Annotated in this window: 24 protein-coding genes; 23 read left to right on the top strand and 1 reads right to left on the bottom strand. The window is 34.8% G+C overall.

Translation table 11 applies throughout. The annotated features are described in order from the left end of the window. Positions 1-8: 8 nt before the first annotated feature. The 9 genes from xseA to NEH74_RS00990 all read left to right on the top strand — a co-directional run bounded on the left by xseA (position 9) and on the right by NEH74_RS00990 (position 11,411). Positions 9-1,361, top strand: coding sequence for an exodeoxyribonuclease VII large subunit (gene xseA, locus NEH74_RS01030; protein WP_055305574.1), 1,353 nt, complete (start codon positions 9-11; stop codon positions 1,359-1,361). Between the two features lie 14 nt (positions 1,362-1,375). Next, a complete protein-coding gene (gene xseB / locus NEH74_RS01025; protein ID WP_055275441.1) occupies positions 1,376-1,603 on the top strand; it encodes an exodeoxyribonuclease VII small subunit in 228 nt (75 codons plus the stop codon). Between the two features lie 3 nt (positions 1,604-1,606). Then, positions 1,607-2,482: a polyprenyl synthetase family protein gene (locus tag NEH74_RS01020; protein WP_055243448.1), complete on the top strand. Its 876-nt coding sequence runs from the start codon at positions 1,607-1,609 to the stop codon at positions 2,480-2,482. 186 nt (positions 2,483-2,668) lie between these two features. Beyond that, positions 2,669-4,540 carry a 1-deoxy-D-xylulose-5-phosphate synthase gene (dxs, locus tag NEH74_RS01015; RefSeq protein WP_055305573.1) on the top strand — a complete coding sequence of 624 codons (1,872 nt, stop codon included), beginning with the start codon at positions 2,669-2,671 and terminating at the stop codon, positions 4,538-4,540. Between the two features lie 16 nt (positions 4,541-4,556). Next, entirely contained in the window at positions 4,557-5,363 is an 807-nt protein-coding gene (locus NEH74_RS01010; RefSeq protein ID WP_055305572.1) for a TlyA family RNA methyltransferase, read from the top strand. A 12-nt stretch (positions 5,364-5,375) separates the two neighbouring features. Beyond that, positions 5,376-7,061 carry a DNA repair protein RecN gene (gene recN, locus NEH74_RS01005; RefSeq protein ID WP_055305571.1) on the top strand — a complete coding sequence of 562 codons (1,686 nt, stop codon included), beginning with the start codon at positions 5,376-5,378 and terminating at the stop codon, positions 7,059-7,061. Between the two features lie 129 nt (positions 7,062-7,190). Then, the gene (spoIVB, locus tag NEH74_RS01000) at positions 7,191-8,369 is read left to right on the top strand and encodes a SpoIVB peptidase (RefSeq protein ID WP_055305570.1); all 1,179 of its coding nucleotides are present in this window, start codon (positions 7,191-7,193) and stop codon (positions 8,367-8,369) included. A gap of 207 nt (positions 8,370-8,576) precedes the next feature. Further along, complete coding sequence (gene spo0A, locus NEH74_RS00995) at positions 8,577-9,386, top strand: sporulation transcription factor Spo0A (RefSeq protein ID WP_055243453.1); 810 nt, start codon at positions 8,577-8,579, stop codon at positions 9,384-9,386. A 189-nt stretch (positions 9,387-9,575) separates the two neighbouring features. After that, entirely contained in the window at positions 9,576-11,411 is a 1,836-nt protein-coding gene (locus NEH74_RS00990; protein WP_055305569.1) for a glycoside hydrolase family 10 protein, read from the top strand. Between the two features lie 43 nt (positions 11,412-11,454). On the opposite strand, the gene NEH74_RS00985 is transcribed toward NEH74_RS00990, so the two are convergent. Then, the gene (locus NEH74_RS00985) at positions 11,455-11,598 is read right to left on the bottom strand and encodes a hypothetical protein (protein WP_172676275.1); all 144 of its coding nucleotides are present in this window, start codon (positions 11,596-11,598) and stop codon (positions 11,455-11,457) included. 95 nt (positions 11,599-11,693) lie between these two features. Here NEH74_RS00985 and NEH74_RS00980 point away from each other — a divergent pair, with 95 nt between their 5' ends. The 14 genes from NEH74_RS00980 to NEH74_RS00915 all read left to right on the top strand — a co-directional run bounded on the left by NEH74_RS00980 (position 11,694) and on the right by NEH74_RS00915 (position 23,105). Next, a complete protein-coding gene (locus NEH74_RS00980; protein WP_055305568.1) occupies positions 11,694-12,884 on the top strand; it encodes a DNA polymerase IV in 1,191 nt (396 codons plus the stop codon). A 2-nt stretch (positions 12,885-12,886) separates the two neighbouring features. After that, positions 12,887-13,432, top strand: a complete 546-nt coding sequence (locus tag NEH74_RS00975; protein ID WP_055243456.1) for an NUDIX hydrolase — start codon at positions 12,887-12,889, stop codon at positions 13,430-13,432. A gap of 192 nt (positions 13,433-13,624) precedes the next feature. After that, positions 13,625-14,347 carry a stage II sporulation protein M gene (locus tag NEH74_RS00970; protein WP_055243457.1) on the top strand — a complete coding sequence of 241 codons (723 nt, stop codon included), beginning with the start codon at positions 13,625-13,627 and terminating at the stop codon, positions 14,345-14,347. Between the two features lie 45 nt (positions 14,348-14,392). Beyond that, positions 14,393-14,842: a Fur family transcriptional regulator gene (locus NEH74_RS00965; protein WP_055243458.1), complete on the top strand. Its 450-nt coding sequence runs from the start codon at positions 14,393-14,395 to the stop codon at positions 14,840-14,842. Positions 14,843-14,890: 48 nt separating this feature from the next. Next, complete coding sequence (gene xerD / locus NEH74_RS00960; RefSeq protein ID WP_055305567.1) at positions 14,891-15,832, top strand: site-specific tyrosine recombinase XerD; 942 nt, start codon at positions 14,891-14,893, stop codon at positions 15,830-15,832. Between the two features lie 75 nt (positions 15,833-15,907). Next, positions 15,908-17,089 carry a phosphopentomutase gene (gene deoB, locus NEH74_RS00955; protein ID WP_055305566.1) on the top strand — a complete coding sequence of 394 codons (1,182 nt, stop codon included), beginning with the start codon at positions 15,908-15,910 and terminating at the stop codon, positions 17,087-17,089. A 103-nt stretch (positions 17,090-17,192) separates the two neighbouring features. Beyond that, a complete protein-coding gene (locus NEH74_RS00950; RefSeq protein WP_055305565.1) occupies positions 17,193-17,720 on the top strand; it encodes a transcription repressor NadR in 528 nt (175 codons plus the stop codon). Between the two features lie 633 nt (positions 17,721-18,353). Continuing rightward, complete coding sequence (locus tag NEH74_RS00945; protein ID WP_238581293.1) at positions 18,354-18,881, top strand: sigma-70 family RNA polymerase sigma factor; 528 nt, start codon at positions 18,354-18,356, stop codon at positions 18,879-18,881. 11 nt (positions 18,882-18,892) lie between these two features. Further along, positions 18,893-19,177: a hypothetical protein gene (locus NEH74_RS00940; RefSeq protein WP_055305563.1), complete on the top strand. Its 285-nt coding sequence runs from the start codon at positions 18,893-18,895 to the stop codon at positions 19,175-19,177. Beyond that, a complete protein-coding gene (locus NEH74_RS00935; protein WP_055305562.1) occupies positions 19,174-19,533 on the top strand; it encodes a zinc ribbon domain-containing protein in 360 nt (119 codons plus the stop codon). Before NEH74_RS00940 ends, NEH74_RS00935 begins: the two co-directional genes overlap by 4 nt. Positions 19,534-19,551: 18 nt before the next feature. Beyond that, positions 19,552-20,094, top strand: coding sequence for a hypothetical protein (locus NEH74_RS00930; protein WP_055305561.1), 543 nt, complete (start codon positions 19,552-19,554; stop codon positions 20,092-20,094). Between the two features lie 131 nt (positions 20,095-20,225). After that, the gene (locus NEH74_RS00925; RefSeq protein WP_055305560.1) at positions 20,226-21,602 is read left to right on the top strand and encodes a CehA/McbA family metallohydrolase; all 1,377 of its coding nucleotides are present in this window, start codon (positions 20,226-20,228) and stop codon (positions 21,600-21,602) included. A 93-nt stretch (positions 21,603-21,695) separates the two neighbouring features. Continuing rightward, on the top strand, positions 21,696-21,998 hold the full coding sequence (locus NEH74_RS00920; protein ID WP_055243468.1) for a Dabb family protein: 303 nt from the start codon (positions 21,696-21,698) through the stop codon (positions 21,996-21,998). Positions 21,999-22,151: 153 nt separating this feature from the next. Then, complete coding sequence (locus NEH74_RS00915) at positions 22,152-23,105, top strand: carbohydrate kinase family protein (RefSeq protein WP_055243469.1); 954 nt, start codon at positions 22,152-22,154, stop codon at positions 23,103-23,105. Positions 23,106-23,170 lie beyond the last annotated feature (65 nt).

Below are 23,170 nucleotides of genomic sequence, written 5' to 3'. Positions count from 1 at the left end.
TGAAACCGATGGAGGAGAGACAACCCTTAACCGTTAAGGCGTTAACGAAATATATTAAGTTAAAATTCGATTATGATAAAAATTTACAACACCTCCTTCTAAAGGGAGAATTATCAAACGTCAAACGACATTCACGTGGACATCTTTACTTCACATTAAAAGATGATGAGGCACAAATTAATGCGGTGATGTTTGCCAGTGCGGCTTCACATTTAACTTTTGTGCCGACCGAGGGAATGCAAGTGGTTGTCAAAGGCCATATTACCGTTTATGAAGCGGGCGGTTCTTATTCAATGTATGTTAAAGAAATGACGGAAGACGGAGTTGGAAATCTTTATGTTGCTTTTACGCAAATGAAAGAGCGTTTAGGGGCCGAGGGATTATTTGATGCAAGATTCAAGCAACCTATCCCAACTTCCCCTCAGGCGGTTGGGGTGATTACTTCACCCACAGGTGCTGCGATTCGTGATATTCTTTCCACGATTAAACGTCGTTTCCCACTGGTCAAAGTTTATGTGTACCCAGCACTTGTTCAAGGTGAACAGGCAGAAGCTTCGATTGTATCATGTATTAAACAAGCGAATGAAATGAAGTTGGTGGATACGTTAATTGTTGGTCGTGGAGGAGGTTCAATTGAGGATTTATGGGCGTTTAATAAAGAGGGTGTAGCTCGTGCAATCTTTGAATCAAAAATTCCAATTATTTCAGCCGTAGGTCATGAAACAGATTTTACCATTGCTGATTTTGTGGCAGATCATCGTGCACCGACTCCAACAGGAGCGGCAGAGATGGCCGTTCCCAATTTACCAGATGTGTTAAAGCATTTTAATCAACTAAATGTTCGACTCAATCATAATTTCAATGTTCAATTTGAACAAAAGAAGAATCAATTAGCACAGCTAAGTAATCATTATATTATGAAAAATCCACATGCTTTATTTGAGCAACGATTAATGCATGTGAATCAATTGAATGATAAGTTACAATTTGTTTTACAAGATCAGTTAACTAAACGGAAAGCTCAGTTTGCAACGGATTATCATCGATTAATTCAATTTAATCCAATGGTCAAGGTTGACAGTTCTAAACAACACGTCGCCTTTTTAACTCAACAGTTAAAAGCATTGATGAGTGAGCACCTATCAGAGCATAAGCAAAACTATCACGTGCTATTAACGAAACTTGAGATGTTAAATCCATTATCCATTTTGAAAAAAGGATATTCAGTGATTACTGATGAAAATGAAGAGATGATTACAACGGTTCAATCTATGAGGGTAGGTCAGATCATTTCAGTTGCCTTAGATGATGGAACCGTGAAAGCATCGATCAAAGAAATTCAACCAAGTGAAAGCAATTAAAGGGGTGATTTTGAATGAGTGAATCAAAAATGAATTTTGATGAAGCATTACAGCAATTAGAACAAGTCGTGCGTCAATTAGAAGCAGGAAACTTACCATTAGAGCGCTCAATTGAGTTATATAAGCAAGGAATGTTGCTTTCAAATGAGTGCCATCAAAAATTACAACAGATTGAATCAGAGGTTGCTAAGCTCGTGGATCCAACTGGTTCGATGACTGATTTTGAGGTATCGGGGGAATAATAGATGTTAGCACAGTATATTGCAAAACATAAAACACCATTCGATGCGTACATGATGAGTTTAATTGAAGGTGAAGCCATTCCAAACCAGTTAAAAGAATCGATGCTTTATTCGCTTTCTGTGGGTGGAAAACGATTAAGACCAATTTTGTTATTTGCTGTTTTAGATACATTAGGATTAGAGGCAACCTGTGGTTATCAAACCGCTTCTGCTCTTGAAATGATTCATACGTATTCACTTATTCATGATGACTTACCTGCTATGGATGATGATGATTTAAGACGTGGAAAACCAACTAATCATAAAGTGTTTGGTGAAGCAACTGCGATTTTAGCTGGAGATAGTTTGCTTACGCATGCGTTTAAGGTGATTTGTAGTGATGAAGGTTTATCGTTACAACAACGTTTAGAGCTTGTTTCAATGTTATCAATGGCAGCTGGGCCTATGGGAATGGTAGCTGGACAAATGTTAGATATGGAAGCAGAGACGAAGCCAATTACACTTGAACAGTTAAAGCAGATTCATGTCAATAAAACGGGACGTTTAATCGAGTTTTCAATTGTTGCCGCAGCTGTTATTGCACAGGCATCTGAAGAGACGATTCAATTGCTGCGTCAATTTGCGGGGCATGTTGGATTAGCCTTTCAAATTAAAGATGATATCTTGGATGTGGAAGGTAAAGGTGATTTAATTGGGAAAGATGTTGGAAGCGATATGGAAAATGGGAAAAGTACCTATGTTTCATTAACTTCATTAGATGAAGCTAAAGTGATGCTCAATGAAGAAATTGAAGCAGCTCTAGCGATATTAGAGGAGTTACCATATGAGACTTCATTATTAGCGGCGATCACCGATTACGTCAAAGAACGTCAAGCATAAATTAGGGGGCGATTTTTATATAATCGCCTTTTATTATGTTTAAAGTCAATGATCTACCGAGGAAAAGAAGAGGTAGTTTATAGGAATTAAGGTCGAAATATGGTATGATAAAAAGAGATAGAAAAATAGAATTTTTATCTAAAATGACAGATAATAAATATGTGAAACAAGGTTGGAGTGATTAAGATGTATGACATCGAGAAGATTACAAATCCTTCATTCATCAAGAATTTGTCAACTAAAGAAATGCAAGTGTTATGTCAGGATATTAGAACATTTTTGATTGATTCTTTATCAAAAACAGGTGGTCATGTATCATCAAATCTTGGGGTAGTAGAGTTGACAGTGGCGATGCATAAAGTGTTTAATTCGCCAGAAGATAAATTCATTTGGGATGTTGGACATCAAGTATATATTCATAAAATGTTAACGGGAAGAGCAAATCAATTTTCAACGTTAAGACAATATAAGGGATTATCTGGTTTTCCCAAGCGCAAAGAATCAGAGCATGATTGCTGGGAAACAGGACATGCTTCAACTTCGATTTCAGCAGCAGTCGGGATGGCTTATGCTAGAGATTTAAATGATGAAAATTATCACGTAGTGGCAGTGATTGGTGATGGATCCTTAACAGGTGGGATGGCTTATGAGGCATTAAACCATATCGGTCATACGAATAAACGTTTAATTGTCATCATTAATGATAATGAAATGGCCATTTCACCAAATGTAGGGGCGCTTCATAATATTTTTGGAAGTATTCGTACGAATGAATCGTACTTAAATACGAAACGTCGTCTGAAAAAGTTATTGAAAAATACGCAATTATTAAATCGTGTGATGTATCGTGCGAAAGGAAGTTTAAAACGTTTTGTTATCGGTGAGACACCATTTGATGCGATGGGATTCAAGTATTTTGGACCCGTAGATGGACATAATCTAGATGATTTAATTAAAAATTTAAACTTTGCTAAAAAAGCAGACAAGCCAGTCATTGTTCATGTGAAAACGAAAAAGGGAAAAGGTTATTCGTTTGCAGAAGCAGATAAAGTTGGAACGTGGCATGGTGTTGGGAAGTTTAATAAAGAAACGGGTGAAGTTTCAGTTCATAAAAAAGAAAATTGTGTTTCTTGGAGTAAATTAATGTGTAACGGATTAATTGAGTTAACTAAACATGACTCACGCGTTTCAGTGATTACACCTGCTATGATTAATGGCTCAGCATTAAATGATTATCAAATGCTTTACCCTGATCGATTAATAGATGTAGGGATTGCAGAAGAACATGCGGTAACAATGGCTGGTGGAATGGCAACTCAAGGAATGAAGCCATTTGTTTCCATTTACTCAACGTTTTTTAAGCGTGCGTTTGACCAAGTTCACCATGATGTTGCAAGACAAAATTTAAATGTTGTATTTGGCGTGGATCGTGCAGGAATTGTAGGGGCTGATGGAGAAACTCACCAAGGGCTATATGATATTCCAATGTTACGCCCCATTCCCAATATGACAATCATGATGCCGAAAGATGCGAAAGAAGCGTATGATTTATTGTATACGGCATATGAAATTAATGGACCAGTTGCGATTCGTTATCCGCGTGGTGATGTTTTCAATGTGGTACCACATTATGAGTCGTGGCAATCAGTACCTGTTGGTTCTTGGACGACGCTTAAATCAGGAGCAGATGCTTATCTTCTTTCGATGGGACCGATTCTTGATGATTTAGTTCAATTAGCGGAAGATTTAAGTGAAGCCGAAGGAATTAACGTTGGAGTGATTAATACCCGCTTCATTAAGCCACTAGATACTCGTCTTTTAGATGAGTTAGCAAAACTTGAGGTTCCGCTCATTGTTTATGAAGAGTCAGCGATGATTGGTGGACTAGGAACAGCCATTTTAGAGTATTATAATGAAACAAACCAAACAGTTAAGGTGAAACGATTAGGAGTTCCAGATGTTTATGTTCAACATGGTAGTGTCCCAGAGGTGCTGGCAGAACTCCATCTTTCATTAGATGATATTAAAGCAGAAATTAATCAAGTAATTAAAAAGTAGGTCGGTGTCAAAAAACATGAAAAAAGAACGTATTGATGTGTTATTAACACAATTAGGATATTTTAATTCACGTGAAAATGCAAAGCGTGCAATTATGGCGGGTCTTGTTTTAGTCGATCAAGAACGCGTCGATAAACCAGGAGAAAAAGTGCCTGTAGAAGCAAAAATTACGGTTAAAGGAAATGTATGTCCATATGTTAGCCGCGGAGGATTTAAACTTGAAAAAGCGATTAAAACGTTTAATATTGATTTAACCGATAAAACGATTATCGATATTGGGGCGTCAACAGGTGGATTTACGGACTGTGCCCTGCAAAATGGAGCTAAGTTATCGTATGCTGTTGATGTAGGATACAATCAATTAGATTGGAAGATGCGTCAGGATGAGCGTGTTATTTGCATGGAGCGTACGAACTTCCGATATATGACACCTGAAGACTTAAAGTTTGGAGCTCCTCAGTTTGCATGTATCGATGTTTCATTTATTTCGTTAAAAATCATTCTCCCTGTCTTAAAGCAATTACTGGCTAAAGAGGGTGAGATTGTTGCATTAATTAAACCTCAATTTGAAGCCGGAAAAGATCAAGTTGGTAAAAAAGGAATCGTTCGTGATGCTAAGGTACATATTAAAGTTATTCAAGACATTCTTGAATTTATTACAGCCCTTGATTTAAGTGTGCTTGGATTAACTTACTCGCCCATTAAAGGGGGAGAAGGAAATATTGAATTTTTAGTACATATAGGCTATAATGAAAATATGCGAACAAACGTTTACGAAAAAGATATTATTCAAATCGTAAGCGATGCACATAGTCAGTTATAGTAGGTGGTTAATATGTTATCGCATTTGTCAATTCAGAACATGGCGATTATCGAATCTTTACAATTAGATTTAAATAAAAATATGACTGTTTTAACGGGTGAAACAGGTGCAGGGAAATCAATTATTATTGATGCTATTTCTTTATTAATCGGCGATCGTGCGTCAACTGATCTTATTCGTCATCATGAAGAGATGGCAGTAATTGAAGGTATTTTTGAAATTGAACAAAATAAGCCATTAAAAGCTTATCTTTTAGAACAAAATATTCCAGTTGAAGAACAATTATTAGTTAAACGAACGATTAAACGAGTTGGAAATGGTCAGATTCGTGTTAATGGTGAATTATTATCGGCGAATCAATTAAAGGAAATTGGACAATTTTTAGTTGATATTCATGTACAGCATGATACGCATCGGTTATTCCATAACGAGTATAACTATCAATTAATTGATAATTTTGATTTAACGGAGCAAGTTAGTGTAACGAACGACGTTTATCAACAAGCACTTAAAGAATATAATCAAGCTAAACAGGCTTACATTAATTTTAAAAAGAACGCTGAAGAAATTCAAAAACGACTGGATTTAATTCTGTTTCAAAAGAATGAAATTGAGAAGGCTAACTTAAAAAAAGGTGAGCTTGAAGAGTTAGAAGAGCGTCGTCACCTCATATTGAATTCAGATAAGCTTCACAAAACATACGGTCAGATTTTACATGGTTTAAATTGCGACGGTGGGGCAGTAGAACGACTATATCAAGCATATAATGCGACGCAAACCTTAGCTAATATTGATGAAAGTCTTTCTTCTGCTGTGACGCAAATGGGTGATATTTATTATGGGTTAGAGGAGTTTGTTAATTTAATCTCATCTAAATTAGATGAATTGAATTACTATCCTGAAGAACTTGAAGAAATTGAATCGCGCCTCAATGAACTCCAACAACTCAAACGTAAATATCGTTTAGAAGTTGATGAAATCATGGCTTATTATGATCAAATTGTAACTGAACTAGCGCAGGTAGAAGATTCAGAACACTATGAGCATTCCTTGTATCAAGTTTTAGAAAAAGCGTATCATCACTTAATTGAAGCGGGAGAAGCATTAAATCAAAAACGTTTAGAAATCTCAAATAGAATTAAGACACAGCTGATTGCTGAACTACAAGACCTTCAATTATTTAATGCTCAGTTTGATATTGAATTTACACGTTTAAAAACAGATGATATGATTAATACTATTTTTTCGACACATGGAATTTATGAAATTCAGTTTTTATTAAGTACAAATAAAGGTGAGCCAATGAAACCACTGAATAAAGTTGCTTCAGGTGGTGAATTATCTCGTATTATGTTAGCTTTAAAAACGATTCTCAATCGAGGGCAATACATATCTACCATTATATTTGATGAAATTGATACGGGGGTCAGTGGTCAAGTGGCATCAAGTATCGGCTCAAAAATGAAAGAAATTGCTAATCAAAAGCAAGTTCTGTGTATCACCCATTTACCACAAGTTGCTTCACTTGCCGATCATCATATTCATGTTAGTAAATATGAAAAAGAAGGACGAACAGTGACGGCCGTTAAAAAATTAACAACAGATGAACGAATACATGAAGTTGCAAGAATGTTAAGTAGTGATAATGTGACTGAATCTGCCTTGTTAAATGCTAAACAACTCCTACAACAACTTTAATAAAAAGAATTCCAATTTTTTTATTCATTTGAACAAAAAAATTGGAATTCTTTTTTTTCTATATTTAGTGTTGAAAAAGCCATAATAATAGCGTAGTTCGTGTCGGATAAAGTTGAAAGGAGGCGCAATATGAATAAAAAAATAAATAAAAAAAGCTTTTTAGCTCATAATATATTAATATTTGTCTTCTCTTTATTAAGTATTAGCGCTCCTGCACAAGAGTATGCATGGGCACAATCTAATAATGAACAACTTTTACATATTGATGAAAAACGAAAAATCTATGAGGTTTCTTATTCTTCAAGTGAAGAATCGACACCAGTTAACCAAACTGAAGGACGCTATATGTTAATCCCGGGTGGTGACGCGATTGGGATCAAAATTCAGACAGATGGTCTTGTGGTGGTAGATACGTATCAAGTCAATACAGCAGAAGGAACTATTAATCCAGCTAAAGATGCTGGGATTATGAAAGGTGATTTAATTTTAGCAGTTAATAATCAGAAGGTTTCAACGATTGAGGAGTATAAAGAGCAGCTTTTACTCGCAGAGCAAAGTAAACAAATGATTTTAACCATTAACCGTCAAGGAAAGACATCACATTTAACTGTTCACCCTGTGATCTCTACAGATGGAGTGATGACAACTGGGCTATACTTAAGAGATAAATTAGCGGGAATCGGAACTTTAACTTTTATTGATCCGAATTCACATAAATATGGAGCATTAGGTCATGAAATAATCGATCAAGATACGAATCAGTTAGTTAGTATAAAAAATGGTGAAATTATTAATTCGAATGTAGTTTCTGTTCGTAAAGCAACAAGTGGTAAACCTGGTGAAAAAGTCGCCGACATCTTATTTGATGATAAGTTAGGGACATTAGAAAAAAATAATAATTTTGGTATTTATGGTGTTATGAGTTCAGAGTTACATAATCAAAAAGATTTAATGCCCATTGCTTATATTAATGAAGTAAAAGCAGGTCCCGCACAAATTTTAACTGTCTTAAATGGAAATAAAGTGGAAGCGTTTGATATTAATATTACCGAAGTTAATATGCAAACACAAAAAGCAATAAAAGGAATTAAATATACGGTAACAGATGAACGTTTAATCAATCAAACAGGTGGAATTGTCCAGGGGATGAGTGGAAGCCCTATTATTCAAGATGGTAAAATTGTTGGTGCTGTGACTCACGTTTTAGTTCATGATTCAACGATGGGATATGGTATCTTTATTGAATGGATGTTACAAGAGTCGGGAATCAACTATCGTAGCGAAGAAGCACAATCTGATGCAGCCTAATAAGTGAGATTCGTTTTTTCGACATAATCAGACAACAACAAGATAAACTAAACCGAAACGAAATAAAAGACAAAACATGATAAAAAATATTTGTCGAATATATTTATGAAAATTTATAATCTCTCAAAAAATGAGAAGTAATTATTGAAAAATGTAAGGAACTGTAATTTAATAGATATATAACCGGAAAAATTAGGGGGCCAAAAAATGAATAAATTAAAAGTTCTATTAGCTGACGACAATAAAGAATTAATAACGGTATTATCTGAGTATATTTCCTTACAAGAGGACATGGAAGTTGTAGAAGTAGCGGGAAATGGAAATGAGGTATTATCTGTTTTAAGACAACGCGACATCGACATTTTATTATTAGATGTTGTTATGCCTGATCTAGATGGGGTAAGTGTATTAGAAGAATTAAAAGAAAATCCAACCCTATATAAACGTCCACGACATATTATTATGTTTACTGCATTCAATCAAGAGAAAATCATGATGCGTGCTGCTGAATTAGGGGCATCGTATTTCATTATGAAACCATTTGAAATTAATAAAATTGTTAAAATCATTCGTGATATTAATGTTCGTTTCGATACGACAGAAGTATCAAAGCCGGTCAACCATTTATATGGAAATCGTCCAGCAGTAAAAGAGTTTGATTTAGAGTCAGAGATTACAAATATTTTACATGAAATGGGTGTACCAGCACATATTAAAGGGTACTTATACTTACGAGAATCAATCAATATGGTTTATAATGATATTGAACTTCTTGGATCAATTACAAAGGTATTGTATCCAGACGTGGCTAAAAAATATAAGACAACAGCTTCACGTGTTGAACGTGCAATTCGTCATGCGATTGAAGTGGCATGGAACCGTGGAAATATCGAAGCTATTTCAAATATCTTTGGGTATACAGTAAGCGTTTCAAAATCAAAACCAACAAACTCAGAGTTTATTGCGATGATTGCAGATAAACTACGTTTAGAACATAAAAATAAAGTTGCATCTTAATTGTCTAATCCTTGAGCATTGAGTTCCAATGCTCTTTTTTTTATAGTATTCACCATCGTTGTACTTTTATCATATATTAATTCAGAATGGAAGTAACTCACATCAAGAGACTAACATGACTGAAAATGATAATGAAAGGAGGAATAAGATGATTGATGAATAAACTTCATCAATCTCTTAAAAGAGAAGATGGGATATTATAAAATTCATACTTATCAATTAACGTGTGATTGTCCATATTGTCAACGAATTCGTTCATCAAACGCATCCGTGCAATCGAATACAGAGGTGGCACAAGAAACCAGTCATGAGTTAATGAGACAAACGGCTCGACAAGATACATCCGAAGGCAATTTAATCACCTTGAACAATGCCTTTACACAGGCACCTATTACAGTTGGTGGAGAAGTGGTTTATGTACCGAAAGTATTAGGACCTAAAAAAGAGGAATTGCGTGGGGTTTGGATTACAACGGTACGTAACAATGACTTTCCTAGTAAGGCAGTTTATGAGAATGGGTTTAATCTGGAATTATTTAAATCTGAATTTTTAGCAATTCTTCGTCGCTGTAAAGCATTAACTTTAAATGCAATCTTTTTTCAAGTTCGACCTGAAGGAGATGCCTTTTATGAATCAGGTGTCAATCCATGGAGTGCTTACTTAACAGGTGAACAAGGCGTGAAACCCGATTGGGGTGACTTTGATCCCTTAACATGGATGATTGAAGTGACCCATCAAGAAGGGATTGAATTTCATGCCTGGTTTAACCCGTACCGCTTAACACCAGTGGGTGATCCAAACTCAACGAAACAAAGTCTATTAAATTCATTGAGTGATACACATTATGCGAGACGTCATCCTGATTGGGTTTATTATTTTAATCGTCAAATCTATTTAGATCCAGGTGTTCCAGAAGTTCGTGAGTTTATTGTTCAAACCGTCATGGAAGTTGTTCAAAACTATGCCATTGATGCCGTACATTTTGATGATTACTTCTATCCGTATTCATATGAAGCAGAAGTTAATGGACAGCCAACGGTCATTAGCTTTGCTGATGAAAGTCCAGATTATGCGACTTATGAAGCTAATCATGAACCTAATCAAGATATCGATACCTGGCGAGAACAAAATATTAATCAGTTAGTCTACACATTATCACGCACCATTCATGAATATGGTGTTGAAAATGGAAAAAGTATTGCATTTGGAATCAGTCCATTTGGGGTTTGGGCCTCAGCTGAAGAAACGGAGGGCGTAGGTTCGAATACTTCATCAGCCCAGTTATCCTCTTTAAGTGAATACGTGAATTCAAAACTATGGGTGGATGAAGAATGGTTAGATTATATTGTGCCACAAAATTATTGGTCATTGTCAGATTCTCTTTCATCGTTTGCGGAAGTAGCTGCCTGGTGGAATAAAGTGGTTGGGAATTCTCGTACCCAACTTTATATGGGATTAGGTTTATATCTTTATAATGAAGACTATCAGCACCCAGCTTGGCAAAATCCTGAAGAAATCGTCGACCAAATACGTTATCTTCGCACCCTTTCTGATAATGATGGTTATGTGTTCTTTACTTATCATAATTTAATTGCTTATGATAATAATGAGCCCGGTCAACAAGTGTTAAATCAGGCTCTTTCTCGTTTAGAAAATGAAGTCTTAACCACTTATAGTCTTGTACCCCCTCGACCATGGTTACAAATGCGTGTGACTAATCCGGTACAAAATTTAATGGTGACACCATGTGATGAAGAATGTACTTTAATTCAATTTGAAGATTCACTTGAAAATAATAGTCAATACTATGTGATCTATCGGGTTCCTCGAGCAAGATATCGTGAAACGATCGATTTTTCAGATGCAAGTTATATTTTAGATGTCATTGGAAAAAATAAAGGAGAAGTTGTTCAACATTATACAGATACAACTGCTGATCCAAATGCCGTTTATACTTATGCGGTCACCGCGTTATCACAAGCGCAAGTAGAATCAAGCCCTGTTTCATTTGTATATATTCCTTAAATAAAAAAAATCATTTACTAAGTCAGTAAATGATTTTTTTTTATTAAAAGAAAGGCATATCGCGAAGATTGATAATACTTACGATTAATGAAATTAAAGGGACAACGACGAATGATAATGCTAAAATTAATAATAAGATTTTTGTGCCCTTCATCTTGTTTAAATTATGTTGTGCTTTTTTAGCCATACTAAATTCACCTCATAGACAAAATTTGCTATAATGTATACTGTAACTTAGTCTATTATAATATAAATGCTTAGAAAAAGGAAGAGGATTTAACTTTGGGAACGCCGATATTTAGAATTATATTCCATATTGACTTAAACGCTTTCTTCGCTTCGTGTGAAACGATATTACGACCAGAATTGCAAAACTTACCGTTGGCTATTACAGGTGAGAAGTCTTCGAAGCGTGGAATTGTGGTTACTGCAAATTATGTTGCTCGTCAATATGGGGTTCATAGTGCCATGCCACTGATGCAAGCTAAAAAAAAGTGTCCACATTTAGTGGTTGCATCGGCGAACTTTGATTTATATCGAAAAATATCTCAGCAATTTATTCAGTTATTACATGAATATAGTGATCAAGTTGAAAAGGCATCCATTGATGAGGCGTATGTGGATGTCACTCACCTTTATCAAGAGATTCACCCGCTTCACTTAGCACAACAAATTCAACAACGCATATTCAATGAATTAAAGATTGGATGCAGTATTGGTATCGCACCGAATAAGTTTTTAGCAAAGATGGCTTCTGATATGAAAAAGCCGAATGGGATAACGGTTTTAAGGAAACGAGATTTGCCACACATCCTATGGCCGATGCCGATTGAGGAGATGTTTGGGGTAGGTAAAGCCTCTTCACCTAAATTAAAGCAATTAGGGATAAATACAATTGGCGACTTGGTGCATTATAAAGACGTTGATAAAATTGAGCAACTCTTTGGGCATCATGCACTCAAATGGATTGAGAATGCAAAAGGAAATGATCAAAATCCAATCAACCCAAATAAGTATGAAGTTCCATCTAGCATCGGTCATTCGACGACCTTTTCTAAAGACTATTGTTTTGATGAGGAAATAAAAGCAGAGGCCAAGCGAATGTGTATTAAGACGTCGAATCGATTAAAAAAATATGGTTTATACGCTAAGACGATTAGTATTCAATTAAAAGATACGTCATTTAAACAAATCACACGGAGTCAAACGGTTCAAGTTCCGATTCAAAGTGTCAATGAACTCTATCCAATCATTGAAGAGCTATTTGATGAACATTGGGAAGGACAAGCCCTGCGCTTAATTGGAGTGAATACGACGAATTTAGTCAATACGAATAAAGTGACTCAACAATTAAATCTCTTTAATTATCAGTCGTTTGCGAGTGAAGAGAAGTTAAACCAAACCATTCAACAAATAAAAACAAAACATGGCACCCATCTTATTCAAAAAGGGATTCAGAAAGGACAAAAGTGATTATGAAAAAATTGGAAGAAAAACAATTAACAAGTCAGGAGTATTACCGCAACTCATTTTTAAAGGTGACAGAGGATGAGGTCATTTTACCGAATGATAAACAGGCCAAACGTGTCGTTGTTCATCATCCAGGAGGAGTAAATTTAATCGCCCTAGATGAGGCGAATCGTTTAATGTTAGTCGAGCAATATCGTTATCCGATTGAAAAAGCGACCTTGGAAACACCAGCTGGTAAAATTGAACCCGGAGAAGAAACTAGTGTGACAGCTAAGCGTGAATTAGAGGAGGAGACAGGCTACACGTGTGAATCGTTAAAAATGATTGGTCGTTTCGCCACGTCACCAGGTTTTTGTAATGAATATATTGAAAACTTTTTAGTCATTAATCCCCAAAAGCTAGATTATGAAGTGGCTGGAGATGAAGACGAATTTATTAATTTATATCATGTTACAAAAGAGGAAGCCTTAAAGTTCGTAGAGGAAGGGCGTATTTGTGATTTTAAAACGATTTATGCGATTCAATACTTGATCCTTCATCATCAGTGGTAATCAGCATTCTTAAACTGACAAGAGTTGTCATAGGGGGAGAAACCATCGTTAAATTAGAACATATCATTGAGGAATATTAAGCGAATGTGTCGGCAGTCTTTGATTTTAAAAAATAACCATAAATCTTTACTATTTTTTAGCATAGTTTCTCTTTTTCTTTCATAAAGTTAGAAAAGAAAGGGGGAAGTGCTCATGGTCGCACAAAAACGTCGCAAAAAATCGTTCTCTTATGTCTTATATGTCATGTATGTTCTACTACTACTCGTCATCATTGGTGATATTATTGGGTCTTCACTTTATATTAAATTGGAACAATCGTCACAAAGTTTAATGGTGAACTATGTGAATGAAAATATTAATGCGTTTGATCAAACTCAATGGTCATTTAATCAATTATTTTATAAACAATTCATGTATCAAGGAAGTATGTGGGTGTTAGGATTAACTGTCATTGGTGTCGTCGTCAATTTGTTTTTAGTTTTCTTAAAAGGAGTCATCGCTGGATTTAATGTCTTCTTTATCTTTCAAACATTAGCACCTATGCAAGCCATTTGGACAAGTTTTCTTTGGTTAATTCAGTATTCACTTATTTTAGGTGTTACCATTTTAAGTGGTTATTTTAGTGTTCGTTTTGTAATTATGGCGGTCAAAATTATTTTCTTTAAGAAAAATACGACTCTTTTAAAAAAGCATTTACTATATTACTTTTATCAGTTATTCATTATTATGGTTTTAACATTGGTGACTTCAGGAGTGACGTACTTAATCCAACCGATTGTCTACCATCAGTTTGAAAAAGCAGGTCAAGCTCAGCCCGTAGAACAGTCAGCTGATGACTTTATTTCGACGTCTTCTGATGCGACATCAAATCTAATGTTGCAAATAAATATTAATTTTGAAAGAGAAGTGTTATAATAAACTATAACTAAATTTAGATTTTAATAGCAAGATGGTGAAAAAATGACACAACTTTCAAAATATGAAGCAATGATCGTTAAATCAGGTTCGAAATTAACAAAACAGCGTAAACAAATTTTAAAAGTCATTGTTGATCATTCAGATGAACACTTTTCTGCCGAAACGTTATATGATTTAGTGAGACATATTGACAGCTCGATTGGAATTGCAACCGTCTATCGAACGTTGGAGCTGTTTGAAAAGCTAAAAATTGTTCGCAACGTTAAAATAAAAAATGATGGGGTTAATTATTATGATGTAATTGATTTAGATGAGCAAAATCATTTTCATCACCATTTAATTTGTACCACGTGTAATCGCATCATTGAAATTGCGGATGAATTAGAAAGTTATGAGGCCTTTATCAAAGAAAAGTATGGATTTAATGTCACTGATCATGACCTAACCCTTTATGGAACATGCGCATCATGTCAAGAATCAAAGGAATGTTAAGAGCTTTTACTTAAGTAGAAGTTCTTTTCTTTTTAAGGAGAGAAATAGATGAACTATCAAATGGAATTGGACGGATTTTTAACATATTTAATGATTGATCGTGGATTAAGCTTAAATACAAAAGAGAATTATGAACGAGACTTAAGAAGTTACTTAAGCTTTATCAAACAGCAATCTGTTGAGCAACTCAATCAAATTGAGCGCGAGCAGATTCAGCTTTACTTGATTGAACTATATGAGCGAGGGCTCAATACTAAGTCAGTCGCTCGTCATTTGTCAGCGATTCGGGCGTTTCACCAGTATTTAATTATTGAGAAAGTTTGTGTGAAAAATCCATGTGATTTAATTGAAAGCCCGAAGTTAACACGTGATTTACCGGAAATTCTAAGTATCGAGGAAGTCGATGCATTACTTGAAAGTTTTAAACAAGATACACCAGGAGACCTTCGAAATCGAGCGATGGTCGAATTATTATATGCCTCAGGTCTTCGTGTCACTGAACTTTTGAATTTAAGACTTGAAGATTTACATTTATCGATGCAATTTATTAAATGTCAAGGAAAGGGAAATAAGGAACGAATCGTTCCGATTGGTGAAGTAGCTGCTGAGGTGCTAGATCTTTATTTAACAATTGCCCGACCTAAACTTTTAAAGAAACCGACAGATGTCTTGTTTTTAAATCGTTTCGGTGAGATGATGACACGCCAAGGTTTTTGGAAAATTTTAAAAAAACAAGCTCAACTGGCGGGGATTACAAAAGAATTATCTCCCCATAAGCTTCGCCATTCCTTTGCCACACATCTAATTGAAAATGGGGTCGATTTACGTTTAGTACAAGAAATGTTAGGGCATTCTGATATTGCAACGACTCAAATTTATACGCATATTAGTAAAGATCATTTACGTGGGGTATTTGAGCAAGCGCATCCACGAAGCGGGAAAACAAGTGCTGAAAATGAAGGCTTTTTCTCGCAAAGTTTGGAAAAATGAAATATAATAAATAAGTAAACGGGATTGATTAATACTAAGTTTGTATTAGTTTGTACGTTAGAAAGGAAGTTATTTATGAAGTATAATCGTATATTTTTAGTTATTATGGACTCTGTAGGGGCTGGGGAATTACCAGATGCAAAAGATTATAATGATACAGGGGCAAATACGTTAAAACATATTGCAGAGACTGCTAAAGGATTAAATATGCCTCATATGCAAGCATTAGGACTAGGAAATTTAACTGAAATTGAAGGTGTGGCACCGATTCGACCAGAAAAAGGATATTATACGAAGTGTGAAGAGTTATCAGTAGGGAAAGATACGATGACTGGACACTGGGAAATCATGGGGCTTAAAATTACAGAACCGTTCCGTACCTTCACGGACACGGGATTCCCTAAAGAGTTAATTGATGAATTAGAGGCGCGTACAGGTCGTAAAGTAATTGGAAATAAATCATCATCTGGAACGGAAATTTTAGATGAATTGGGAGAGCAGCACATGACAACAGGTGATATCATCGTTTATACATCAGCGGATTCTGTGCTACAGATTGCAGCTCATGAAGGTGTTATTCCAGTTGAAGAGTTATGGAATATGTGTAAGGTTGCACGTGAGATCACAATGAAAGAAGAATGGAAAGTTGGACGTATTATTGCACGTCCATTCGTTGGGCCGAAAAGAGGGGAATTCAAACGTACACCAAATCGTCATGATTATGCGTTAAAGCCATTCGGACGTACGGTCTTAAATGAATTAAAAGATGCAGGTCAAGAAGTGATTGCGATTGGTAAAATCAATGATATTTATGTTGGAGAAGGTGTAACAGAAGCTATCTTAACGAAATCAAATGAAGATGGAATGAATCAATTATTAAATGTGATGAAACGTGACTTCAATGGATTAGCCTTCTTAAACTTAGTTGATTTTGATGCGATGTATGGACATCGTCGTGACCCATTAGGATATGCGAAATGTTTAGAAGAATTTGATGTTCAATTAGGAGAGGTGTTATCAGAAATGAAAGCAGATGATTTATTAATTATCTCTGCTGATCACGGAAATGATCCAATTGCATCAGGAAGCGATCATACACGTGAGTATATCCCAGTCATTATGTATTCACCATCGATGCAAGCAAGTGGAGAGTTACCAATTGGTAAATCATTTGCTAACATTGGAGCAACAGTGGCCGAAAACTTTGATGTAGAAATTCCCGCCATTGGAGAAAGTTATTTAAATCAATTAAACTAATTTGAAAAACTCAAGGGTAACCTTGAGTTTTTATTCAGAAGTAGACATGGTTTTAAATTTTTATTAAAATAAAGAAAAGCTTTAATGTAAGAGGGTGAGAAATATGGAATCAGTAACACGTCGCGAGGCGATTTATGAGACGTTATCGAAGGCCATCCAACCAATCAAAGGTAGTGAATTGGCTAAAATGTATCAAGTGAGCCGTCAAGTTATTGTGCAAGATATCGCATTATTACGTGCGAAAGGAATCCAAGTAGTGGCAACTCCTTCTGGATATATGATTCAAGAACCTGTAGCCTCAGGTCTTTTGAAAACGATTTGCTGTAAACATGGACATACAATTGAAGAGTTACAAAAGGAATTAGAGTTAATTATTTCGTATGGTGGAAAAGTGATTGATGTGATTGTTGAACATCCGGTTTACGGTGAGATTCGAGTCGTTTTAAACTTAAATTATTTAAAGGATGTCAAAACGTTTATTGAAAAAGTGAGTCAAGCTCAAACAAAGCCTCTATCTTTGTTAACAGAGGGGATTCATTATCATACGTTAGAAGTCGAAAATGAACAGATGTATGAAGAGATTATCAACGAATTAAAACAACATCATTTCATTCATGAGCGATTGAAATAATAAATAGGATAAATTTATCATTAATGAATTTCATGGCTTGGTCATGAAATTTTTTGAAAAATTTAGTGACAAGACATCGATATATATAAGGGCGATTGAAGTGAAGAATAATTTGATTTCAACGTTAAATTGAATTGGATTGCTGCCACTTTAGTGGTGAGAACTATTATTATTAAAATAGGAACACTTTTAAACCTTTCTTTCTAACTGAAGTGGGAGGAGTTGAGAAAGTCTTCATGGCAGCTGCTATTGGAGTAGGGGTCACTTATGCTTAAAATGCTAAGCTACTTGTAATTTTGCACGTTATTGTTCCTGTTGTTTTTAGTTTAGTCGTTTCAAAAGTAATGCATCAAAAAGGATTAATTGAGCAAGCTGATTTAAAATGATGTTTAAATTAAATGCGATTAGAGGCTATTTCTCATCAGAAATAGTCTTTTTCTATTAAAATTTTAAAAAAATAATGAACTTTTTATCCGTTTGTGTGTCTTATTAGTGAGAGAAAAAGTTTCAGGAAGCTATAAAAATAGCAATGAACTTTTTTAAATGGAGGGACCTCATCATTCAAGTAATCTAGTTTTAATAAGTAGAGAGGAAAAAATAAATAACAAAATGAGGTCTAGAGGGTGAAAGAGGGTGAGAGTTTTGGATGAGGAGCAACTCGTCAGACGAGCTAGAGATGGTGATCGACACTGTTTAAATATTTTGTTCGATATGCATTATAAAATGCTTTTTGGCTATTTAATTAAATTGTGTGGAAATGTTCATTTGGCAGAAGATTTAGTACAAGAGTCATTATTAAAGGCAACGCTAAATATAAAAAAATTTCGAGGTGATTGTAAATTTTCAACCTATTTAATTCAAATTGCAACAAATTGTTATAAAAATGAAGTCCGAAAACAACAACGGATGATTTATGATGAGGAGGCGTTGCAGCATTTGAGTGTTAATGCTGAAGGTGAAGTGTTTACTCAATTACAATTTAGAGAGGCATTAGACACCTTACAACAAATGAATGAGGAACAACGAGTGAGCTTCATTTTGAGGCATTATTATGGTTACAGCATTGAAGAAATATCAACTTATTTTAATGTCGCTCACGGAACAACGAAGTCAAGAATCCATTCTGTGATTCAATCGATGAGAAAAAAATTATTAGAATAGGAGGAATAGTTATGGAGTGTTTGAAAGATGAAAAATTAGAAGAAGCGGGATTGATTCATAAAATTGATACGTTAAAAATTATCCAAGAGGCCAATCAACAACAAATCAAGAAACGTCAAAAACAATTAAAACTTTTGATTATACTTATGATTGGATGTTGCTTTTTTGGGCAATGGATTTGGTTTGAACTCTTTGGATTTCAAAAAGAAGTGTTTTTAATAGGTGGGGGGTATCTTTTAATAGGAACCATTATTTTGTTAGTTCGTGTCTTAGTTGAGGGAGGAAATGTATTGTGATAATCGTAACTTTACTGATGTGTTTATTCTTATTTGTTTGTATTTGTTTTGGAATTGGTCAAGTTGTTTGGATTTATTTAGATGCTAAAGAACGAGGAGATCGTTTGAAGATTGTTTGGGCTCTTTTTGCGGTATTTCCTATTTTTATACCTTATTTATTACCCCTACCACTTATTGTTTATTTACTTATTAGTCGTAGCTATGCGTCTTCATGTCCAACTTGTAATGAAAAAATTAGACCAGATTATGTCACTTGCCCACGTTGTGGTCAACACTTAAAAGAAAAATGTTTAAATTGTGGACGTTCAATTGAAAAAAGTTGGAATTATTGTCCGAGCTGTTCAAAAGAGTTATAAAATAAAGGAGAAAAAGAGATGAAGATTATTTTAAAATATAAAAAAACATTTATAGCAGTTGTGATGGTGTCTCTTTTGCTTGCAATTTTACCCGCTATATCGATGTGGATGTTTGGGGTTATGTGTGAGCAGGACACGATGGTAGAGATGTTTAATGGCTATCTAAATGATTATGATTACCAAAGTTCACTTCCAGAAGATTATGTCTATCAAGCAGTGAATTTAAAGATGGATTCAACAGCTAATCTAGAACACCCAAGTTGGAATGGTAACCAAGTTCAGTTGACAAAAGAAGAAACGTTTTCTAAAATAAAAAGTAAACAATTGATGGTACAGGAATGGTATTTAAAAGAAGGGACTACTCTTAAATGGAGAGCAACGGGTAACGTAGAAGAAGGTTATGCAGAATATTGTTTATTAAGTGAAAATGGGGTAGAGGAGTATTTAGCGATTGGTGGAGAAGGCGAATTTAAGATCGAAAAATCAGGGAATTATGGAGTTTTATTAAATGCTAATTTTTTTAAAGGTAGTGCAACCATTCATTTAGATCTCATGAAGTAAAACACCTTTCATAGTTATTCATGATAATAAAAAAGCAATCGATAATGGATTGCTTTTTTTATGAGTGATGAATAAATGAGGCATTAACTGGGTAGAGTAGAGTGGAATGTTGAAATTTAAAGGTGATATTGATGAGACGCTGGATTCATAGTTTAATGATACTATATTCAATCTTAGGTTTATGCCAACTTCAACCCCTGATTCAAGAAAGTGAGCAATTGGCTTCTCAATGGGTAGAAATTGTACAAGGAGAGGTAAAGGGAAGTATTGTGGGAGAGGATGGAAAGCCAGTCATTGCTCAATTGAGGTTTTTTGATAGTGATGGAGCACTCATTAAGCGAATTCAAACGGATATAGACGGAAACTTTGAAATCCTATTAGATGAAGGCCATTATAACTTAGAAGTATCTAAGGGTTATGAATATGAGATGAAACAAGTGCCGATTGAAGTAAAGAAAGAAAATCCTCTTAATTTAAAGTCGATAAGTCTTACACGATTAATGGATTGGACAGCTAAAAGTTATTTGTGTGGTGATTTACATCAACACTCTCAGTTTAGTGATGATGGACTTAATACAGTTGAAGAAGTTCTAATTGCAAATCTGGCCAATGGTTTAGATTTTGGAGCAATCGCCGATCATAACACAGTGGATGGAAATGACGAATGGCTATCATTATCACAAAAGCTAAGTTATTTAGCGATTCCAGCACAAGAGATTACAACAAATCAGGGACATTACTTAGCTTTAAATACGTCGAATTTAATTGATGTGACCGCTCTTACTTCCGAAGATGAAATAGATCAAATGATTGATGAAACTCATCATCAAGGTGGGATGATACAAATTAATCATCCAGGAAGAAATTTCCCATTTTGGAACGTAGGGGGGCAATTTGATGCGATAGAAATTTGGAATGGACAGGCCATGCCACCCATTCCGAATTTGAACGATATTGATGAAGAATTTGCATATAATCAAATAAGTAAACAGAAGTGGTTTGATTTATTGTCAGAAGGAGCTAAACTAACGGCACTTGGTAACTCAGACAATCATGATATTAGTAGTGAAAGTATAACGGCACCAATTAGTGAAAATGAGCAGTTTAATGAATGGATTGCCCAAGGATTATATAATGGAAATCCTAGAAACTATGTAAAAGTAGAGGAAGAGAGTGTTGAGGGCATTTTAAAAGGAATTAAAGAAGGACATGTTTTTATTACAAATGGTCCGTTAATGGATGTAACGTTAAATGAAGCAACTTTTGGTGATCGAGTGGTTAATACGAATGAAGTAGAAATTTCGTATCTTATCGCTTCTAATCAGGGCTCATTAGAATCATTAAATGTCATCGCAGATGGGCAAGTGATTGAAACCATTCCATTAGCGGAAGATGTTCCGACACTTGGAACCATTAATTTAAATTTGTCAAACTATCAATGGGTTGTGTTCGAAGTGATTAGCAAATCTTATGAGTATGCGATTTCAAACCCAATTTATTTAAAATGATAAGAAAAAAATAAGCCAAAAGTCGTCGAAGTATTGAATATTGTGTAAATTTTCAGTAAAATAAAATTAAGTAAAAATAAATGGAGGTACATGATGGTTAAACATATCGTTATGTGGAAGATTCAAGGTGTTAATGGTCAATCTAAAGAAGAGACTGCACAAGAAATTAAGCGTACATTAGAAGATTTAAATGGAAAAATCGAAGGATTAATTCATTTAGAAGTTGGAATTGATTTCTTACAATCAGATGCATCTTATGATGTTGTTTTATATTCAGAGTTAGCAAACAAAGAGGCATTAGATTTTTATCAAAATCATCCACTACATGTTAAAGCAGCAACAGAGGTTGTTAAACCAGCTGCGACTTCTCGCATTGTCGTTGATTACGAAATGTAATAAATAACAAGCAATGACGACTTGTTGTTATTGCTTGTTTTTTAGTGGAGAAAGGTGAGATGACTTGTCGGTTATCGAAAATTTAATATAATGACAGAATAAGTAGAATTCACTTTGATCTACCATTTTAACTAAAGGGAGAGGCTAGCAAGCATGAAAAACAATCAAGAAGCATATAACTTAGTCTTTGGTATATCAATTTATGATATTTTTGGATTTACAAATATGAACTATCGTTCTCATGATTCAAATCCTGGACGTGTGAAAGTATCCTTTGGAGGAGTATGTCGTAATATCGCCGAAAATATGGCTCGTGTCGGTGCGAATACGAAGTTTATTTCTGTATTAGGAAATGATGAAAAAGGAAAGAGTATCTTAGAACATTCAAAACTAATGAATGTGGATATGTCTGATTCACTTATTGTTGAAGGAGCTTCAACACCAACATATGTTGCGATTTTAGATGAGCATGGTGAAATGGTTTCTGCGATTGTTGATATTAATGTTGATCACCATATCACGGAAGCGTTTATTGATTCAAAAGCGTCAGTTATTGAAGAAGCAGAATATATGTTCTTTGGTGCTGATAATCCTGAAATTCTTGAATATATTGTAAAAAAATATGAAGGTAAAACAAAGTTTGTTTTAGACCCAGTATCTGCTGCGAAAGCAGTAGAGGTTAAACATTTATTACCTTACTTCCATACCGTTAAACCGAATCGTCATGAAGCAGCAGTTTTATGTGGATTTGAGATTAATACAGTTGAAGATGTTCGTAAAGCAGGTCAGTATTTACTTTCATTAGGTGTGAAACATGTCTTTATTAGTTTAGATGCTGATGGTGTCTATTATTGTACAGCTGATGAAGAAGGAATTGTTAAACCGAATCGTGTAGAGGTCATCAACGTAACAGGTGCTGGTGATTCGTTTATTGCAGGTGTAGGTTATGCGTATTTAAATCAGTTATCAATTTTAGAAACAGTTAAATTAGCACAAACCATGTCAATCATTACAATTTCACACGAAGAAACGATTCATCCGGAGATGGCAGTTGATTATGTTAAGGAAAAAATAGATGCTATTGAATGGACTGTTACAACATTCTAAAATCTTATAGACCTTTGAAAAAAGATGTCGTTATTTATAACGACATCTTTTTTATGTGCGCCCGG

The organism is Turicibacter sp. GALT-G1 (assembly GCF_025594995.1).
GTDB classification, from domain to species: domain Bacteria; phylum Bacillota_I; class Bacilli_A; order MOL361; family Turicibacteraceae; genus Turicibacter; species Turicibacter bilis.
Note: the sequence above shows the minus strand (reverse complement) of the source record. Positions and strands in the feature narration are given on the sequence as shown.